Source organism: Leyella stercorea (assembly GCF_021531655.1).
Genome location: NZ_JADYUF010000005.1, coordinates 45,863 through 61,998, shown reverse-complemented (window position 1 = coordinate 61,998; position 16,136 = coordinate 45,863). Strand labels below are relative to the sequence as shown.

At 47.6% G+C, this 16,136-nt stretch carries 14 protein-coding genes and 3 pseudogenes; 14 read left to right on the top strand and 3 right to left on the bottom strand.

Going from position 1 to position 16,136, the window contains the following annotated elements:
• The first annotated feature begins 182 nt into the window (after positions 1-182).
• The 4 genes from fabD (at position 183) to pdxT (ending at position 4,791) form a co-directional block, all read left to right on the top strand.
• Positions 183-1,070, top strand: coding sequence for an ACP S-malonyltransferase (gene fabD / locus I6E49_RS02485; RefSeq protein WP_235400248.1), 888 nt, complete (start codon positions 183-185; stop codon positions 1,068-1,070).
• Entirely contained in the window at positions 1,045-3,216 is a 2,172-nt protein-coding gene (locus tag I6E49_RS02480) for an alpha-amylase family glycosyl hydrolase (protein WP_235400247.1), read from the top strand. Before fabD ends, I6E49_RS02480 begins: the two co-directional genes overlap by 26 nt.
• 105 nt (positions 3,217-3,321) lie before the next feature.
• Positions 3,322-4,197, top strand: a complete 876-nt coding sequence (gene pdxS, locus I6E49_RS02475; protein ID WP_235394113.1) for a pyridoxal 5'-phosphate synthase lyase subunit PdxS — start codon at positions 3,322-3,324, stop codon at positions 4,195-4,197.
• A 9-nt stretch (positions 4,198-4,206) separates the two neighbouring features.
• On the top strand, positions 4,207-4,791 hold the full coding sequence (gene pdxT / locus I6E49_RS02470) for a pyridoxal 5'-phosphate synthase glutaminase subunit PdxT (RefSeq protein ID WP_235400246.1): 585 nt from the start codon (positions 4,207-4,209) through the stop codon (positions 4,789-4,791).
• 130 nt (positions 4,792-4,921) lie between these two features.
• Here the strand turns inward: pdxT and I6E49_RS02465 are convergent, their stop codons facing one another.
• A complete protein-coding gene (locus I6E49_RS02465; RefSeq protein ID WP_235400245.1) occupies positions 4,922-7,141 on the bottom strand; it encodes a RelA/SpoT family protein in 2,220 nt (739 codons plus the stop codon).
• 164 nt (positions 7,142-7,305) lie between these two features.
• Here I6E49_RS02465 and I6E49_RS02460 point away from each other — a divergent pair, with 164 nt between their 5' ends.
• The 3 genes from I6E49_RS02460 to I6E49_RS02450 all read left to right on the top strand — a co-directional run bounded on the left by I6E49_RS02460 (position 7,306) and on the right by I6E49_RS02450 (position 9,977).
• A complete protein-coding gene (locus I6E49_RS02460) occupies positions 7,306-8,823 on the top strand; it encodes a DUF4301 family protein (protein ID WP_235400244.1) in 1,518 nt (505 codons plus the stop codon).
• A gap of 192 nt (positions 8,824-9,015) precedes the next feature.
• Positions 9,016-9,465 carry a DUF4186 domain-containing protein gene (locus I6E49_RS02455; protein ID WP_235400243.1) on the top strand — a complete coding sequence of 150 codons (450 nt, stop codon included), beginning with the start codon at positions 9,016-9,018 and terminating at the stop codon, positions 9,463-9,465.
• Complete coding sequence (locus I6E49_RS02450; RefSeq protein WP_235400242.1) at positions 9,462-9,977, top strand: methylated-DNA--[protein]-cysteine S-methyltransferase; 516 nt, start codon at positions 9,462-9,464, stop codon at positions 9,975-9,977. Before I6E49_RS02455 ends, I6E49_RS02450 begins: the two co-directional genes overlap by 4 nt.
• A 181-nt stretch (positions 9,978-10,158) precedes the next feature.
• On the opposite strand, the pseudogene I6E49_RS02445 reads toward I6E49_RS02450, so the two are convergent.
• A pseudogene (locus I6E49_RS02445) lies at positions 10,159-10,407 on the bottom strand (DUF1016 N-terminal domain-containing protein); the annotation flags it as partial.
• A 178-nt stretch (positions 10,408-10,585) separates the two neighbouring features.
• On the bottom strand, positions 10,586-11,023 hold the full coding sequence (locus tag I6E49_RS02440) for a DUF6078 family protein (protein WP_235400241.1): 438 nt from the start codon (positions 11,021-11,023) through the stop codon (positions 10,586-10,588).
• Positions 11,024-11,583: 560 nt separating this feature from the next.
• On the opposite strand from I6E49_RS02440, the gene I6E49_RS02435 reads away from it, so the two are divergent.
• The 7 genes and pseudogenes from I6E49_RS02435 to I6E49_RS02410 all read left to right on the top strand — a co-directional run.
• Positions 11,584-12,006, top strand: coding sequence for a flavodoxin family protein (locus I6E49_RS02435; RefSeq protein ID WP_235400240.1), 423 nt, complete (start codon positions 11,584-11,586; stop codon positions 12,004-12,006).
• A 6-nt stretch (positions 12,007-12,012) separates the two neighbouring features.
• Entirely contained in the window at positions 12,013-12,342 is a 330-nt protein-coding gene (locus tag I6E49_RS14550) for a 4Fe-4S binding protein (RefSeq protein WP_369681599.1), read from the top strand.
• A 71-nt stretch (positions 12,343-12,413) separates the two neighbouring features.
• On the top strand, positions 12,414-13,196 hold the full coding sequence (locus tag I6E49_RS02430; RefSeq protein ID WP_235400238.1) for a ZIP family metal transporter: 783 nt from the start codon (positions 12,414-12,416) through the stop codon (positions 13,194-13,196).
• A 35-nt stretch (positions 13,197-13,231) separates the two neighbouring features.
• Positions 13,232-13,360: an AzlD domain-containing protein gene (locus I6E49_RS02425; RefSeq protein ID WP_235400288.1), complete on the top strand. Its 129-nt coding sequence runs from the start codon at positions 13,232-13,234 to the stop codon at positions 13,358-13,360.
• A gap of 185 nt (positions 13,361-13,545) precedes the next feature.
• Positions 13,546-14,571: a CNNM domain-containing protein gene (locus I6E49_RS02420; protein ID WP_262911499.1), complete on the top strand. Its 1,026-nt coding sequence runs from the start codon at positions 13,546-13,548 to the stop codon at positions 14,569-14,571.
• 169 nt (positions 14,572-14,740) lie between these two features.
• Positions 14,741-15,468, top strand: a pseudogene (locus I6E49_RS02415) (PLP-dependent transferase).
• Between the two features lie 37 nt (positions 15,469-15,505).
• Positions 15,506-15,679 (top strand): annotated as a pseudogene (locus I6E49_RS02410) (cystathionine beta-lyase); the annotation flags it as partial.
• Positions 15,680-16,136 lie beyond the last annotated feature (457 nt).

Genomic DNA, 16,136 nt, shown 5'->3' with positions numbered 1-16,136 from the left:
CTTTACGCACTTATTTTGCTATGTAAATGCAAAGTTACTGCTTTTCAGCAATAAAACATCAAAGAGTTTTAGGTTTTGACAAAAATTGTTGTACCTTTGCATTTGTGTTGTTGCGTAGCCTGTAGGCTATGCAGTAATGGATGAAATACACAAATATAAACAAAGAAAAATAATATAAGATTATGAAAGCATTTGTTTTCCCCGGACAGGGATCGCAGTTTGTAGGTATGGGCAAGGACCTCTACGACAACAATGAGACAGCTAAGGAACTCTTCGAGAAGGCCAACGAAATCCTCGGATTCCGTATTACAGACGTCATGTTTGCCGGTACTGACGACGAGCTGAAGCAGACCAAGGTGACACAGCCTGCAGTATTCCTGCATAGTGTAATCTCGGCAATCTGTCTTGGCGACGACTTCGCTCCTGCAATGGTGGCTGGCCACTCTTTGGGCGAATTCTCGGCACTTGTTGCAGCAGGCGCACTCTCATTTGAGGATGGCGTCAAGCTCGTAGCTGCCCGTGCTATGGCTATGCAGAAGGCATGCGAGGCTGCTCCTGGCACTATGGCTGCTGTTATCGGTCTGCCCGATGAGAAGATAGAAGAAATATGCAAGGAGTCGAGCACAGACGGCAACATCGTTGTGGCAGCCAACTACAACTGCCCGGGCCAGCTCGTAATAAGCGGCAATATCGACGCTATCAATGCCGCTTGCGAGAAGCTCAAGGCAGCAGGTGCCAAGCGTGCCCTTCCTCTCAAGGTGGGCGGAGCATTCCACTCGCCCCTGATGCAGCCTGCCAAGGAAGAGCTTGAGGAGGCAATCAAGGCTGTAGAGGTTAAGGCTCCCAAGTGCCCCGTATACCAGAATGTAGACGGAATGCCTCACACCGACCCTGCCGAAATCAAGGCCAACCTTATCGCGCAGCTTACAAGTAGCGTTCGCTGGACAGCAAGTGTGCAGAACATGATAAAGGACGGAGCCGACGACTTTACCGAGTGCGGACCGGGCAAGGCTCTGCAGGGTATGATAGGACGTATCGACAAGAATGTCAGCGCTCACGGTATCGCCTAATATATTTATGGGACGACAGAAGATAATAATCTATCAGATATTCACCCGCCTTTTCGGCAACCGCTCCAATGGTTGCAAGCCTGGAGGCACGATTGCCGAAAACGGCTCGGGCAAGATGAGCTTTTTTACTGACGAACTGCTGCATGGCTTGCGTGCCAAGGGCTACTCGCACGTGTGGTATACAGGCTTGATACGCCATGCTACCACAACCGACTATACCCGGTACGGCATCCCCAGCCAGCATCCAGCCATCGTCAAGGGCAAGGCTGGCTCACCCTATGCCATCGTCGATTATTACGACATCGACCCCGACCTGGCCGACGATGTCGACAATCGTATGCAGGAATTTGAACAGCTTCTTGACCGAAGCCATCGTGCCGGATTGAAGGTGATCATCGATTTTGTGCCAAACCACGTAGCACGCCAATATCATTCTACGGCCAAGCCCGAAGGGGTGCGCGACCTTGGCGAGGACGACAATACATCGATGGGTTTTTCTGCTGCCAATAATTTTTACTATTGTCCTGGCACAGCATTCCAGCCATATATCGACACCTATGCAGGTGAGGCTGAACCATACGCCGAATTCCCAGCCAAGGCTACAGGCAACGACCACTTCGATGCCTCGCCTTGCGTAAACGACTGGTACGAGACGGTAAAGCTCAACTATGGTGTCGACTATCTTGATGCAGGCGGACGTTCCGACCACTTCGAACCAATGCCCGACACATGGGTCAAGATGACCGATATATTGATGTATTGGGCAGCCAAGGGCGTTGACGGATTCCGTTGCGACATGGCTGAGATGGTGCCTTCCGCATTCTGGCATTGGGCCATAGCCAAGGTAAAGAAGGCTTATCCCGAGATGATTTTCGTGGCTGAGGTGTACAATCCGCTCGATTATAACCGATATGTTGAAGCCGGTATGGACTACCTGTATGATAAGGTGGGAATGTACGACACGATGCGCTCGGTAGTGTGCGGCAATTGCCCCACATCGCAGATTACCACAGCATGGCAATGGGTGGACGGCATAAGCAGCCACATGCTCTATTTCCTTGAGAACCATGATGAGCAACGCATAGCGAGCGACTTCTTTGCAGGCGACCCGTTCAGAGCCTATCCTGCACTTGTGGTCAACGCCTTGATGCGTAGCAATCCGTTCATGGTGTACGCCGGACAGGAGTATGGCGAGCGAGGAATGGACCAGGAGGGATATAGCGGACGCGACGGACGTACTACAATATTCGACTATTGGACCGTACCTTCGCTCTATCGTGCACACGTCAGCCATTCGCTCCGAGACGACGAAAAAGCCTTGGCGTCACTATACGACAAGGTGCTCAACATAGCTGCTACAGAAAAGGCGGTAGGCGAGGGCGACTTCTTTGACCTCATGTATGTCAACGAGCATCTGGCACAACGGCAGTACGCTTTCTTGCGCAAGGCAGGTAATGAAATGCTGTTCGTAGTGGCAAACTTTGGCGATGAGCGTATGGCGTGTATGGTAAACATCCCGGCACACGCTTTCGACTTCCTCAATATCCCGCATGCCGACATTACGGCCGATGATATGCTTGGAGGCGCTCCGCTCAAAGCACAGCTCAAAAGCCAGAACTTCATCGACGTTGATGTTGAGGCGCACAACTGCAGAATATTCAAATTCAATCTGGTTATGGACAAAGAACCGATATTCAACGAGCACAATAAGGAGGAATTTCCCCCGGCACACACAGCCGAGCATCTGCTCAATCAGACCATGATAAGACTGTTCGGATGCGAGCGCTCGTCAAACACACACATCGAGCGCAAGAAGAGCAAGATGACGTTCGTCCTCGATCATAAGCCCTCACGTAAGGAGGAGAAACAGATTGAGGACTGTATGAACGAGCTTATTGCCGAAGACCTCCACGTAACCTACGAGGTAGTCGACCGCGACCACATCCCGGCTGACGTGCAGATCGACCGTTTGCCCGAAGACGCATCCGAGCAAATCCGACTCGTACGCATAGGCAACTACGACGTGTGTCCGTGTATAGGCAAGCATGTCCGTTCTACTGCTCAGATTGGCAAGTTCGTAATGTTGGGCACCAACTGGGACGAGATGAAGAAGGCCTTCCGTGTAAGGTTCAAGATTGTGCAGTAGTACAATCGGAGTAATCACAGAGAATAAGAAATAAAAAACAGTAATATACAACAATAAAAGCAATTACCGTAAGGAAGATCTTTTATTAAAAATAAAATTTAAATCATGACAGAAAACAGACAAACACTAAACCGCAACCTTGCTCAGATGCTTAAGGGCGGTGTAATCATGGACGTTACAACTCCCGAGCAGGCTCGTATTGCACAGGAAGCTGGAGCATGTGCCGTAATGGCATTGGAGCGTATTCCTGCAGACATCCGCGCTGCTGGTGGTGTTTCACGCATGAGCGACCCCAAGATGATCAAGGGCATTCAGGAAGCTGTCTCAATCCCGGTAATGGCAAAGTGTCGTATCGGTCATTTTGCTGAGGCACAGATTCTGCAGGCCATTGAGATTGATTATATTGACGAGAGCGAAGTACTCTCACCAGCCGATGATGTTTACCACATCGACAAGAACAAGTTTGACGTGCCTTTCGTTTGTGGCGCAAGAAATCTTGGCGAGGCTTTGCGTCGTATTGCCGAGGGTGCTACTATGATTCGTACAAAGGGCGAGCCAGGCACAGGCGACATCGTTCAGGCTGTACGTCACATGCGCATGATGCAGAGCGAGATCCGTCGTCTCGTCTCAATGTCAGAGGACGAGCTTTACGAGGCAGCCAAGCAGTTGCAGGTTCCTTACGACCTCGTTAAGTATGTACACGAGAACGGCAAGTTGCCAGTTGTCAATTTCGCAGCTGGTGGCGTAGCTACTCCTGCCGACGCAGCTCTTATGATGCAGCTTGGTGCCGAGGGTGTATTCGTAGGTTCTGGTATCTTCAAGAGCGGCGATCCTGCCAAGCGTGCCAAGGCTATCGTTCAGGCCGTTACCAACTTCAACGATGCAAAGAAGCTTGCTGAACTCTCAGAGGACTTAGGTGAGGCCATGGTAGGCATCAACGAGCAGGAGATTCAGGTTCTTATGGCCGAAAGAGGCAAATAATCCGGCATTATGAGAGTAGCCATTTTAGCTCTCCAGGGCGCGTTCATCGAGCATGAGAAAATGCTCGCGCGCCTTGGCGTTGAGACTTTCGAAGTGCGCCAGCTGCGCGATTGGGAGCAGCATAAGGACGGACTCATCATTCCTGGAGGCGAGAGTACTGTACAGATCAAGCTCTTGCGCGACCTCGGACTCTACGCTCCTGTGGCAGAAGCCATCAAGAACGGACTGCCCGTATTCGGAACATGTGCCGGACTTATCATGCTTGCCAAGACACAGGATGGCGAGCCTGCCAACCGTCTCTCGACAATGGATATTGACGTGCGTCGTAACGCTTACGGACGTCAGCTCGGCAGCTTCTATACCGAGGCTCATTTTGAGGGTGTTGGCGACGATGTGCCGATGACGTTCATTCGTGCGCCTTACATCAACGGAGTGTCTGCCGATGCCAAGACACTTGCCACAGTTGGTGGACATATTGTAGCCGCCCGTCAGGGCGCACAACTCGTTACAGCGTTTCACCCCGAGCTGAATGACGACACACGCATACATGAATACTTCATCGATATGATCAGACAGTCGAAGTCTGAAATATAAAAAAGTTGAGGGTTGAGAGTTGAGAATTGAAAGTTATGATTTGTTCTTATGATAACATTTTATTTATATGTTTATCAAAGTAATCATAAATCTCAATTCTCAACTCTCAACCCTCAATTCTCTTTTTTTTTTATAATCTCACTACCGACTTTACGCCTCTTACCGTGCGCAGCTTCTTAAGAAGCGATTCAAGTTTGCCCGTATCTTCTACAAGCACGTCGAGGTTGCCGCTGAACAGACCGTCGTGGCTGTCGATATTGATAGATTTCATTACAATCTTCTCCTCCTTGGATATGATGCTTGTAATGTTGTTGACAATACCCAAGTCGTCGTTGCCTACAATACGGAGTGTGATGTTGTATTGTGACGCACCCTTGCCGCTCCAACGTGCCTTCACTATACGGTAGCCGAAACGTTTGCGTAGCTCAGGCGCATTAGGACACCCCTTGCTATGGATTTTTATACCGCCGTTTACCGTAACAAATCCGAATATCGGGTCGCCGTAAATAGGACGGCAGCACTTAGCCAGCGAGTAGTCCAGACCTTTTAGGTTTTGGTCGATTACCAGCTCGTCGTCGTTGCCCGCAAGACGCTTCATCTGCAAGTCCTGCTGGCTTTCGAAATTGTATTCGCCTGCCGAGCGTACCACGCCAGATGTCTTCAACCCTGCCTCATGGTCGCGGTATTCCACATATTGGTCAATCACGTCGTTGGCATCAATTTTCTCTTCAACAAGCTGGCGGTAGAAGTCAGACATCTCCTTGAATCCCATCTTCTTTATCAGATGCGACATCAAGGCGTCCTCCATCTCTATCTTGCGGTTTCTGAACTTGCGCTCCAGTATCTCCTTGGCATACAGACCGTTCTTCACCTGCAGTTCCTTTATTGCCTGTCTTATCTTGGCTTTAGCCTTGCCCGTCTGCACAATGTTGAGCCAGTCTTGTTTAGGCGACTGGTTGTTTTGCGTCTGGATCTCAACCGTGTCGCCCGAGTGCAGCTGCTCGCGTATCGGGACGTTACGTCCGTTGATTCTGCCGCCCACACATTTGTTGCCTATACCAGAGTGTATGCGGTAGGCAAAGTCGAGAATCGTGGCACCCTTGGGGAATTTTATCAAGTCGCCCTTCGGAGTGAACACAAACACCTCGTCCTCATACAGATCCATCTTGAACTGGTCCATCAGTTGCAGGTTGTCGTTGCTCTCAAGCGCCGAGCGTATGTTGCCCAGCCACTCGTCCAGTCCCGATTCGCCCTTAATGCCCTTGTATCGCCAATGGGCAGCCAGACCTCTCTCGGCAATCTCGTCCATGCGTTCGGTTCTGATCTGCACTTCCACCCACTTGTTCTCCGGACCAAGTACCGTGATGTGCAGACTCTCGTAGCCGTTCGATTTAGGCACAGAAAGCCAGTCGCGCAGACGTTTGGGGTTAGGCTGATACATATCAGTAATGAGCGAGTAGGTCTGCCAGCACAGCATCTTCTCCTGGTCGATAGGCGAGTCGATTATGATGCGTATGGCGAATAGGTCGTAAATGCCCTCAAAACCACATTGCTGCTTCTTCATCTTCTGCCATATTGAGTGTATGCTCTTGGTGCGGCCCTTGATGTGGCATTTGATGCCCATCTGCTTCAGTTTGTCGTCGATAGGCTGTATGAACTTCTCTATATATGCATCGCGCGAACGCTTTGTGGCGTTCAGCTTGTCCTTGATCATATAGTAGGCATCGTGCTCCAGATATTTCAGACTCAGGTCCTCCAGTTCGCTCTTCAGCTTGTAGAGTCCCAGTTTGTGAGCCAAAGGAGCGTACAGATAGCTTGCCTCCTCTGCCACCCGGCTTTGTGCCTCCTTGTTGGATGTGTCGCGTATCTGTCGCATCAGATTGACGCGGTCGGTAATCATAATCAGAATAACGCGCATGTCTTCGGCAAATGACAGCAGCAGATTGCGGAAGTTCTCGTTCTCGATGATAGGTGTGCGTTGGTAGAGTTCGTGAATGCGCACCAATCCGTGAATGATTTGCGCCACGCTGTGTCCGAACTTGCGCTCCACCTCCTCTGGTGTCAGAATGCCGTTGATTATGCTGTTGTATAGAAGTATAGCCAGTACACACTCGCGCTTCATGCCGATTTCGGCAAGTTCCAGTTCAGCCGTCTGAAAACTCAGCAGAATAGGATTAAGTCCGAATACGTCTCTTTTTATCTTGTTGTCGCTGATTTCTTTTTCCAGTTGCTGGCGCAGATAATTCTCGTCGTCAGGTTCAAGCGTGTCTCCCACAGTAGTCTTCAAGTGAGCGGCTATTCTTTGCAGTTCAGCCAGCTCTTCAGTCGTAAACTTGAATTTTTCTTCCATAATTCACCCCTTTTGATGTTAATTACAAGGCAAAGATACAAAAAAATGGTAGAAAATTTCCTATTTAGCAAAAAAGTATTTACATTTGTACATAGTAAGATGTCGCCACGAACAACACTTACTAACCTTACATGACATTTTCAAAACCTAAAAGTCAAAATATTATGTTATCTACAAACGATTTAAACCAGATCCAGCAACGTGGAATTACACAACAGCAAGTGGAGCATCAGCTCGAACAGATAAAGGCTGGTTTCCCATTCTTGCGTATTGAGGCAGCAGCTGCTATCGGCCATGGCATCATGGCTCCCGATGAAGTCCAGCGTGACAAGTACGTTACCGACTGGAAACAGTATCTTGAGGAAGGCCACAAGGTTGTGAAGTTTGTGCCCGCCAGTGGTGCAGCCAGCCGTATGTTCAAGAATCTCTTCGCTTTCCTTTCTGCCGACTACGACGTTCCGACAACCGACTTTGAGAAGCACTTCTTCGACAATATCAACAAGTTTGCTTTCAAGAAGGAGCTTTGTGCCAAGTGCAAGGCCAATACCGGACTTAGCGTATGCAAGCTGATTGAGGCTGGACGCTACAAGGACGTGGTTGCCAATCTGCTTGAAGCCAAGGGTCTTAACTATGGTCAGCTGCCCAAGGGATTGCTGCTCTTCCATAAATACGAGCAGGGTCCGCGCACTCCTATGGAGGAGCACCTTGTGGAGGCTGCACTCTATGCCAGCTCTGACGGCGAGGCCAATATCCACTTTACCGTTTCGCACGAGCATCTTGAGCTGTTTAAGGGCAAAGTGGCTGAGAAACTTGAGTCGTTTGAGAAACTCTATAACATCCGTCTCAATGTAAGCTTCTCTGAGCAGAAGCCCAGTACCGACACCATCGCAGCCAATCCCGACAACACTCCGTTCCGCAACGAAGACGGCACTCTGCTGTTCCGTCCAGGCGGTCATGGTGCTCTCATCGAGAACCTCAACGACATCGATGCCGACGTAGTGTTCATCAAGAACATCGACAACGTAGTGCCCGACCGTATCAAGGCCGATACCGTATTGTATAAGAAGGTGCTGGCTGGTATCCTCGTTGACGCCCAGAAGAAGGCATTCGAATATCTGCGCATACTTGAGTCGGGTTCTTACACCCACGCCCAGATAGAGGAGATGATTCGCTTCGTACAGCAAGACCTCTACTGCCGCAAGCACGACATCAAGGATCTGGAGGATGCCGAACTCGTAATCTATCTTAAGAACAAGCTCAACCGTCCGATGCGCGTATGCGGAGTCGTAAAGAATGTGGGCGAGCCTGGTGGCGGTCCGTTCGTATGCTATAATGCTGACGGAACCGTGAGCCTTCAGATTTTAGAGTCGAGCCAGATAGATACTAATAATGCCGAGTATGTAGCCATGTTCAAGAACGGCACCCACTTCAATCCCGTTGACCTCGTTTGCGCTACAAAGGACTATAAGGGCAATCGCTTCGACCTCCTCAAGCATGTCGACCACAACACAGGCTTCATCAGCTCTAAAAGCAAGAACGGCAAGGAGCTCAAGGCTCTTGAATTGCCGGGCTTGTGGAATGGAGCTATGAGCGACTGGAGCACTATATTCGTAGAAGTGCCCGTAAGCACTTTCAATCCCGTCAAGACTGTTAACGACCTGCTCAGAGAGCAGCACCAGTAAGCGGCACTCACAGGTTGAATATCTATAAATAACAAGAACTCGTTGCGTATCCCCAGAGTAGGAGAGATGTAACGAGTTCTTTTATTATACAAATTAGTATTTATAATAAACAAGACAATATGCAGATATGATTAGCAAATGCCAAAAAAATGCTTGACAAGGCAGACTGGCAACCGCATAAATAAAAAATACATGAAATACGTAGAGTTGAATTTATTTCCAGAGGAAGAGGACATCGCAAGGCATTCTGCCCCGAATGGCTGCCAAGAGCAAGCTTCGTCTGCAAGCAAGGATTACGACCTTACAGATTTGTTTGTGAGGCTTTCCAGGTCCTCCTTCCGCAGTCGTTTCCGCCTTTCTGCGAAGGACAAGGAATACGTAGCCTCAAAAGGATTGACCACTATACGCCAGCATGCTGAGGACTTCGTAGCCCGAAGGCTCGCTCCTGCTGATATTCCAAATGACGGCAAGCAGACTCCCATGCGAGGCCATCCCGTATTCATAGCCCAGCATGCCACGGGCTGTTGTTGCCGCGGCTGCTTCAGCAAGTGGCACCATATACCCGCAGGCAGACAATTGACAATAGCCGAACAGCAGTATGCTGTAGCCGTACTTATGGCATGGATTGAACGACAAATATGAAGAACGACAGATATAAGATAAATCTCCAGTATTACCACTCGCCATGTGGGGAGCTGGTATTGGCTTCGGTTGGCGAAGAGTTGTGTCTTTGCGATTGGACCGATAATCCATGTGCCGAACGCAACATGCACCGACTTACAAGGTATTTGAATGCCGAACTCAAGATAGAGACCTCTCTCGTCTCGAACGAAACCCGAAGGCAACTCGAAGAATACTTTGCAGGAAATCGTAAGGCGTTCAGCATCCCTTTGCATCCCGTGGGCACAGACTTCCAGCTACAGGTGTGGAAAGCCTTGCTCAATATCCCATATGGAGCTACACGGAGTTACAAGCAAATAGCTACAGGCATAGGTCATCCTGATGCTGTAAGAGCTGTGGCAGGAGCCATAGGAGCCAACGGCATCAGCATCCTCATCCCTTGCCATCGCGTCATAGGCAACAACAGCTCTTTGACCGGTTATGCAGGAGGACTGGAGGCAAAGAAAATGCTGTTGGAGATTGAGAAAAAATGAATAATTGTAATTTTTTCTCTCTCATAGATTATTACTACCTTTGAATTATTAACAACAGAAAATTCTTGAACAAGAACAATACCGATAAAATGAAGATAGATAAAGAATTTAACAGACAAAAACCGACTGACCTTAGGCTTGATGCTTAATGTCAGTCGGTAGCTTTTCCTTCGTTAGTGGATTAAAGCAAATCATACAACATTGAATTGATTTGGCGCTCAAGCTGACGGCCTGACCAGCCCTCGTTTACAGTCTCCAGTTCGTAATACTCTCGTTTGTCTGGGTCGGGAATCTGAATAAGCATTCTATATTGTGACCAGTTCAATTGGGAACGCAGTGCGTTCCCAATTGGATATGTATTGTAAAATTGGCGGCAAAACTTTAGTTGACGCTCACCAAATCCGCTACCATATTCTGGCTCGATCTCCTTGGCAAGGTTCTTTTTGTTCCTTTATATGTATTACAATAAGCTTGATACACGTTCTCAGTACCACTTTTAGTACCACCTAACTGGTACTGGAGTTTCATATAGGTGGTACTGGAGTTTCACTTATGTGGTACTGGAGTGTTACTTATGTGCTACTGTCAAAGAACTTATATACATAAAATCAGGCATTCCAATTGATGTGCTCCTCGTAGTTATCAAACGCCATCTTGGAGTCTGCTCCTACCTTTTCGAGCATATGGCGTATCTCCTCTTGCTCCTCAGGAGATATAAGAATGTCACCACGTCTGCGCTTGAAATATTGGTTGCGTCCGAAGTGGAAACAGAGTGTAGTCATGAACTGGTCATACTGCTGTGGGAACATATGCTTTTGGAAGTTGGTGAATCCTCGGGCGAATATCACCGGCTTTTTGTCATGATAGTATGTACAAGTCTTGTCTTTGCTGCATCTGGTTGGATTGATCAGACGAAGATACTCTTCATTCTGCTCCAGCATCATGGTGTAAGCAATATGATGCAAGCAAGTAGCAGCCATAGGGCAACTGCTATGCTCACATACAGGATAGTTTGTCGGTAAAGACGTAGTTGCTTTCTTTGGCATAATTTACTTGGTTATTGATACATTTAATATGTTGTGTTATTTTCTGTTATGCAAATTTACAATTATTATGACTAATTCAGTTCTAACGTGAAAGGAAAAAACTGTGGAGAAGCAAAAATAACTAACGATTTCGTTGTTTTGTTCCCTAAAGTATAGTAATAAACTGAACTTTCGCAAGTTCAGAGACTTAAGAAGTTAAAGGAGTTTTTCGCAAAGCTCAAGGAAACTTCACTCCCTTCGGTCGTTAGAAATTCTTGCTAAGGCAAGCGGCAAAGCCGAGCGATAGCCATTACTCTTCTTGCTGAATATTCAGCTGTAAGGTATACGGTTTTTAAATTCTATAACTTCCGAACTTGCGAAAGTTCAATTATTTTTAGTTTGTTCTACACTTCCTTGTAGTACAAAGCTGCTGTTTCTCTAAGTTTTATTTCAGTTAAAGATTCACAATTTCGGTCGGCTAAAACCATAAGATTATAACAAAATCGATATCTTTGTATCGATAAATGATATATCGATTGGTCAAACATCATAAAGCCCCTCGTTGGGAGGGAATCATATATATGAATATATATCAAATAACTTTCAGCCCTACTGGCGGAACTCGTCGTGTGAGCGAATCAATATGCAAGGCTTTCGATGTAGAGAGCTATATTACAGAACTTTGTACAAAGCAGGAGAATTTGAAATATCCAGACATTAATGTTGATGACTTGGTAGTGATTTCCATGCCCGTATATGCTGGTCGTGTGCCTGCCCTTGCTGTTGAAAGACTGAAAGGCGTTAAGGCGAATGGAGCGAAGTGTGTTATTGTTGCAGTATATGGCAATAGGGCATACGAGGATGCCTTGATTGAAATGCAGGATGTGGCAACAGAAATTGGCTTTCAGGTGATAGCTGCTGTAGCAGCCATTTCCGAGCATAGTATTTGCAGAATGTATGGTGCTGGCAGACCTGACGATGGGGATGCAAAGGTTTTGGCGTAGTTCGGTTTGGATATAATTAACAAGCTAAACGATACACGGTCTTTCGAACCTCTCGCTTTGCCAGGAAACAGACCATACAAACAAGGTTGCTCTGGCCCTTATCCTACAGCTAATGAAGGGTGTGCTGAATGTGGAGTTTGCGCGAGCGAATGTCCTACGGGAGCTGTTTCTCCTGACAATCTCAAAGCTGTCAATCAGGAACTATGCATCGGCTGTATGCGATGTGTTTCTGTTTGTCCTACTCAAGCAAGAGGCATAGGTGAACGCTTGAACTTCCTTAACGCACACCTCAAGCCACTATGTAGCGAGAGGAAAGAAAATGAGCTATTCATATAGCTGTTGTACTTTTGCTTCGTAATTACATAAGTAAATACATCTTTTTTATAAATAAAGATATGATGACAGATATGACAACAACAATAGTCGTAGGACTTCTGATACCGCTATTAGGTACGATGCTTGGTTCTGCTTTCGTTTTCTTGATGAAAGGCGAGATGTCGGCACGCTTGCAGAAGTCTTTGTTAGGTTTTGCCTCAGGCGTAATGGTGGCAGCGTCCGTATGGTCGTTGCTCATTCCTGCCATGGAGATGAAGGCCGAAAGTGGAGTGTGGTCGGTAGTGCCGGCAGCAGTAGGCTTCTTGATGGGTATAGGCTTCCTGCTGCTTATAGACGAACTGACTCCTCATCTCCATATAGGTACAGACAAGCCCGAAGGCATAAAGTCGCACTTGTCGAAGACAGCCATGCTTGCCCTTGCCGTCACCATACACAATCTGCCCGAAGGCATGGCGGTAGGAGTGGTGTTTGCCGGAGCAGAAAATACAGCAGCCCACATCTCTTTAGCTGGAGCCATATCTGTATCTTTAGGCATAGCTATTCAGAACATTCCCGAGGGAGCCATAATCTCTATGCCCATGCGGGCTGCAGGCAACAGCCGTTGGAAATCCTTCATGTTAGGGTCGCTAAGTGGAGTCGTAGAGCCTATCGGAGCTGTAGCCGTCCTGCTGCTTGCCACATTTATTATGCCCGCACTTCCCTATATGCTTGCCTTCGCAGCAGGAGCCATGTTTTACGTGGTAGTGGAAGAACTCATCCCCGAAGCCTCCAGCGGACAGCACAGCAACCTAAGTACAGTAGGCTTCGCCTTAGGTTTCGTTCTGATGATGGTGCTCGACGTGGTGATGGGATGAAATCAGCTATTTGGATTTAAGGTGATGTGGCACAGATGATAGCCGTAGTGTTCACAATCCTCGTCCATGTGTGGAGAAGAAACCTGATGTGGTCGATAGTGGTAGGTACGGTCTGCTATATGGCACTCATCAGAGTGCCAGGCTTATTAGCAAACACAACATAAAACAATGTTTTTAGTTAAAAAATTGCAATATCTGACAGCTAAAACTGTAAGATTATAACAAAATCGATATCTTTGTGTCGAATATGAAATATCGACTATTCGTACATCACAAAGCCCTTCGTTTATAGTAGGTTGTCTAAGCACCCCTTATTCAGACAACTTATTATAAACGAATTATATATTTAATGGGCTTAATAATTTTATATTTTTTAGGTGCTCTGTCACTTTCCTTTTTATGTTCCGTCCTTGAGGCGGTACTCCTTTCAACCCCTATGTCATATATCTCGATGAGGGAGAGTCAAGGCAACAGGACTGCCTCTTTGATGAAACAGTATAAGAACAACGTAGACCGTCCTGTAGGCGCAATCCTTTCGCTCAATACCATTGCTCACACTATCGGTTCGGCAGGCGTGGGTGCGGAGTCGATGAAGCTGTTTGGCGAAGAATATTTTGGAGTGATTTCTGCAATATTGACGCTTCTGATACTTGTGCTTTCCGAAATCATCCCAAAGACAATCGGCGCTTCTTACTGGCGTTCGCTTGCCATGCCGTCCGCCAGGATTATCCGTGTGCTTATCTTCGTCACCTATCCGCTGGTATTGCTCTCCGAGCTCATCACCAGAGTGTTCACGCCGAAGAACCACCAGGCATCGGTAAGTCGCGAGGAGGTGTCGGCCATGGTTGATGTGGGTACGACCGAGGGCGTCTTCCGCGAGTCAGAAAGCAAGATTATCAAAAACTGCATACGTCTGGCTGGAGTCAAGGCGCGCGAGGTGATGACGCCATCTATAGTGGTAGAGTCAGCCAATGTGAACCTTACCATAAAGGAGTTCTACGAACAGCAGACCTGGAATTTCTCGCGCATACCGGTATACGACAAGAGCAAGGAATACATCATAGGCTATGTGCTGAAGGACGTGGTGCTGAAGCAATTGTCGGATGACAAGTTCGCTACAAAGCTGTCCGACATTATGCGCCCGATTCTTTCGTTCAACGAGGACGACTCGGTATATCAGATATGGGAGAAGATGCTGGAGAAGCGCGAGCATATCTCTATAATCGTTGACGAATATGGCTGCCTGCGTGGCGTAGTCTCGATGGAAGACGTTATAGAAACCATGACTGGTGTGGAGATAGTAGACGAAGACGATGTGGCTGTAGACATGCAGGCTTTTGCCAAGGAAAAGTCGCGTAGGATGTTGAAGAAGTAAAAAGAATAAAGAGATAGTAGCGTATAATGTATATCTATACTTTTCGACTACAAAATTTCTAATCTTCTTTTAATAAACGAACAATAATCTATGATGGCAGGCTGTATTTGTTCTGCGTTTTTGTATCTTTGTACCGTCTTCTATGAAAAACATACATATAAACAGAAAAATGGAAAAAGAAACAAAGGCAATTCATACCCCTTTTCAGAAGCGCGACGCTTATGGCGCATTATCGTTCCCGGTCTACAACACGGTAGCCTACGAGTTCGATTCGGCTCAGGTCATGACTGAGGCATTCGCAGGCCGTGTGCCCGAACCCGACTACTAGCGCGTAATGAACCCGACCGTGACCTACTTCGAGAACCGTGTAAAGGCTCTCTCCGATGCCGACAACGTGTTTGCCCTGACCACGGGCATGGCTGCCATATTCCACACTCTGCTCGTGTTTGCTGAGGCTGGAAAGACCATTGTCATGTCCAACCACCTTTTCGGCAACACCTTCTCGCTCATAACAACTACTTTGGTGCGATTGGGCGAAAAGGCACAGATAGCCGATTTCTCCGACCTCGCACGACTCCTCCTGCAGGTTCCGCAGGTGAAGCGAGTCAACTATCCCGGACTCCAACTCCAGAAACCTTTCGGTGCCATGCTCACCATCGACCTCGAACCGAGCAGAAGTGCTACGACTTCCTCAACAGCCTGCGCCTAATCCCCAGAGCTACAAATCTGTTTGACAGCAAGTCGTTGGCAATACATCCTTACTCCACGATTTTTGTCAACTTCACTCCTGAGGAAAAGAAGAAGATGGATGTGTCTGACACAACTGTACGTCTCTCTATGGGTCTGGAAGATGTCAACGACCTCTATGAGGATATCGTACAGGAGCTTGGACAATAAATTTATATTCGTAATCTATTATTATTGAAAAACATTTATGAAATACGATTTTGACAAGATAATCGACCGCTCCTGGTCGGGCGACCTTAAGCACGAGGTGCTCAAGGCACGTTATGGACGCGACGACCTGATTGCGTTATGGGTGGCAGACATGGATTTTGAAACACCCTCATTAGTCCTTGATGCCGTAAAGAACCGTCTGCAGCATCCCTTTGTTAACAAGGCACGACTGGCGCTCAACGATGGCGAAATATTCGATACCGCACTCAATCCTTACGCCACGCCTCTACACCAGAAGAAATGCGTGTCAAGAGGCTTCATGCGGCTTAACGTGGGCACCCCACGCTCTGTTCTCCGCCAGGCCTTGAGCAGTTGGCAGAAGCGCTGGCTTAATTCGGGGGACGGTAATGTTGAGTTGACGGATCATGAACATCGAACGGCTTGCCGAGAGAGTGAAGAACGAAATACGCATGGCTGCAAGATGCTGCGCGGATAAGGGCCTCAGAGAGGTGAAGTGGATGCTGGGCAACAATTCCAGCTATATCAATTCTGGTTTCTGATGGACCAATCTTCCAATATTCCAGTTCTTCCAAATTCCAATAAGGGTACATTAGGGCAATACCCCCTTTCTATAGACTATATAACTAATTGATTATTAAGTAGTTATA

Coding starts and splice junctions, on each gene's coding strand:
- fabD (WP_235400248.1), top strand. CDS start 183: ATGAAAGCATTTGTTTTCCCCGGACAGGGATCGCAGTTTGTAGGTATG.
- I6E49_RS02480 (WP_235400247.1), top strand. CDS start 1,045: ATGTCAGCGCTCACGGTATCGCCTAATATATTTATGGGACGACAGAAG.
- pdxS (WP_235394113.1), top strand. CDS start 3,322: ATGACAGAAAACAGACAAACACTAAACCGCAACCTTGCTCAGATGCTT.
- pdxT (WP_235400246.1), top strand. CDS start 4,207: ATGAGAGTAGCCATTTTAGCTCTCCAGGGCGCGTTCATCGAGCATGAG.
- I6E49_RS02465 (WP_235400245.1), bottom strand. CDS start 7,141: ATGGAAGAAAAATTCAAGTTTACGACTGAAGAGCTGGCTGAACTGCAA.
- I6E49_RS02460 (WP_235400244.1), top strand. CDS start 7,306: ATGTTATCTACAAACGATTTAAACCAGATCCAGCAACGTGGAATTACA.
- I6E49_RS02455 (WP_235400243.1), top strand. CDS start 9,016: ATGAAATACGTAGAGTTGAATTTATTTCCAGAGGAAGAGGACATCGCA.
- I6E49_RS02450 (WP_235400242.1), top strand. CDS start 9,462: ATGAAGAACGACAGATATAAGATAAATCTCCAGTATTACCACTCGCCA.
- I6E49_RS02440 (WP_235400241.1), bottom strand. CDS start 11,023: ATGCCAAAGAAAGCAACTACGTCTTTACCGACAAACTATCCTGTATGT.
- I6E49_RS02435 (WP_235400240.1), top strand. CDS start 11,584: ATGAATATATATCAAATAACTTTCAGCCCTACTGGCGGAACTCGTCGT.
- I6E49_RS02430 (WP_235400238.1), top strand. CDS start 12,414: ATGACAACAACAATAGTCGTAGGACTTCTGATACCGCTATTAGGTACG.
- I6E49_RS02425 (WP_235400288.1), top strand. CDS start 13,232: ATGATAGCCGTAGTGTTCACAATCCTCGTCCATGTGTGGAGAAGAAAC.
- I6E49_RS02420 (WP_262911499.1), top strand. CDS start 13,546: ATGGGCTTAATAATTTTATATTTTTTAGGTGCTCTGTCACTTTCCTTT.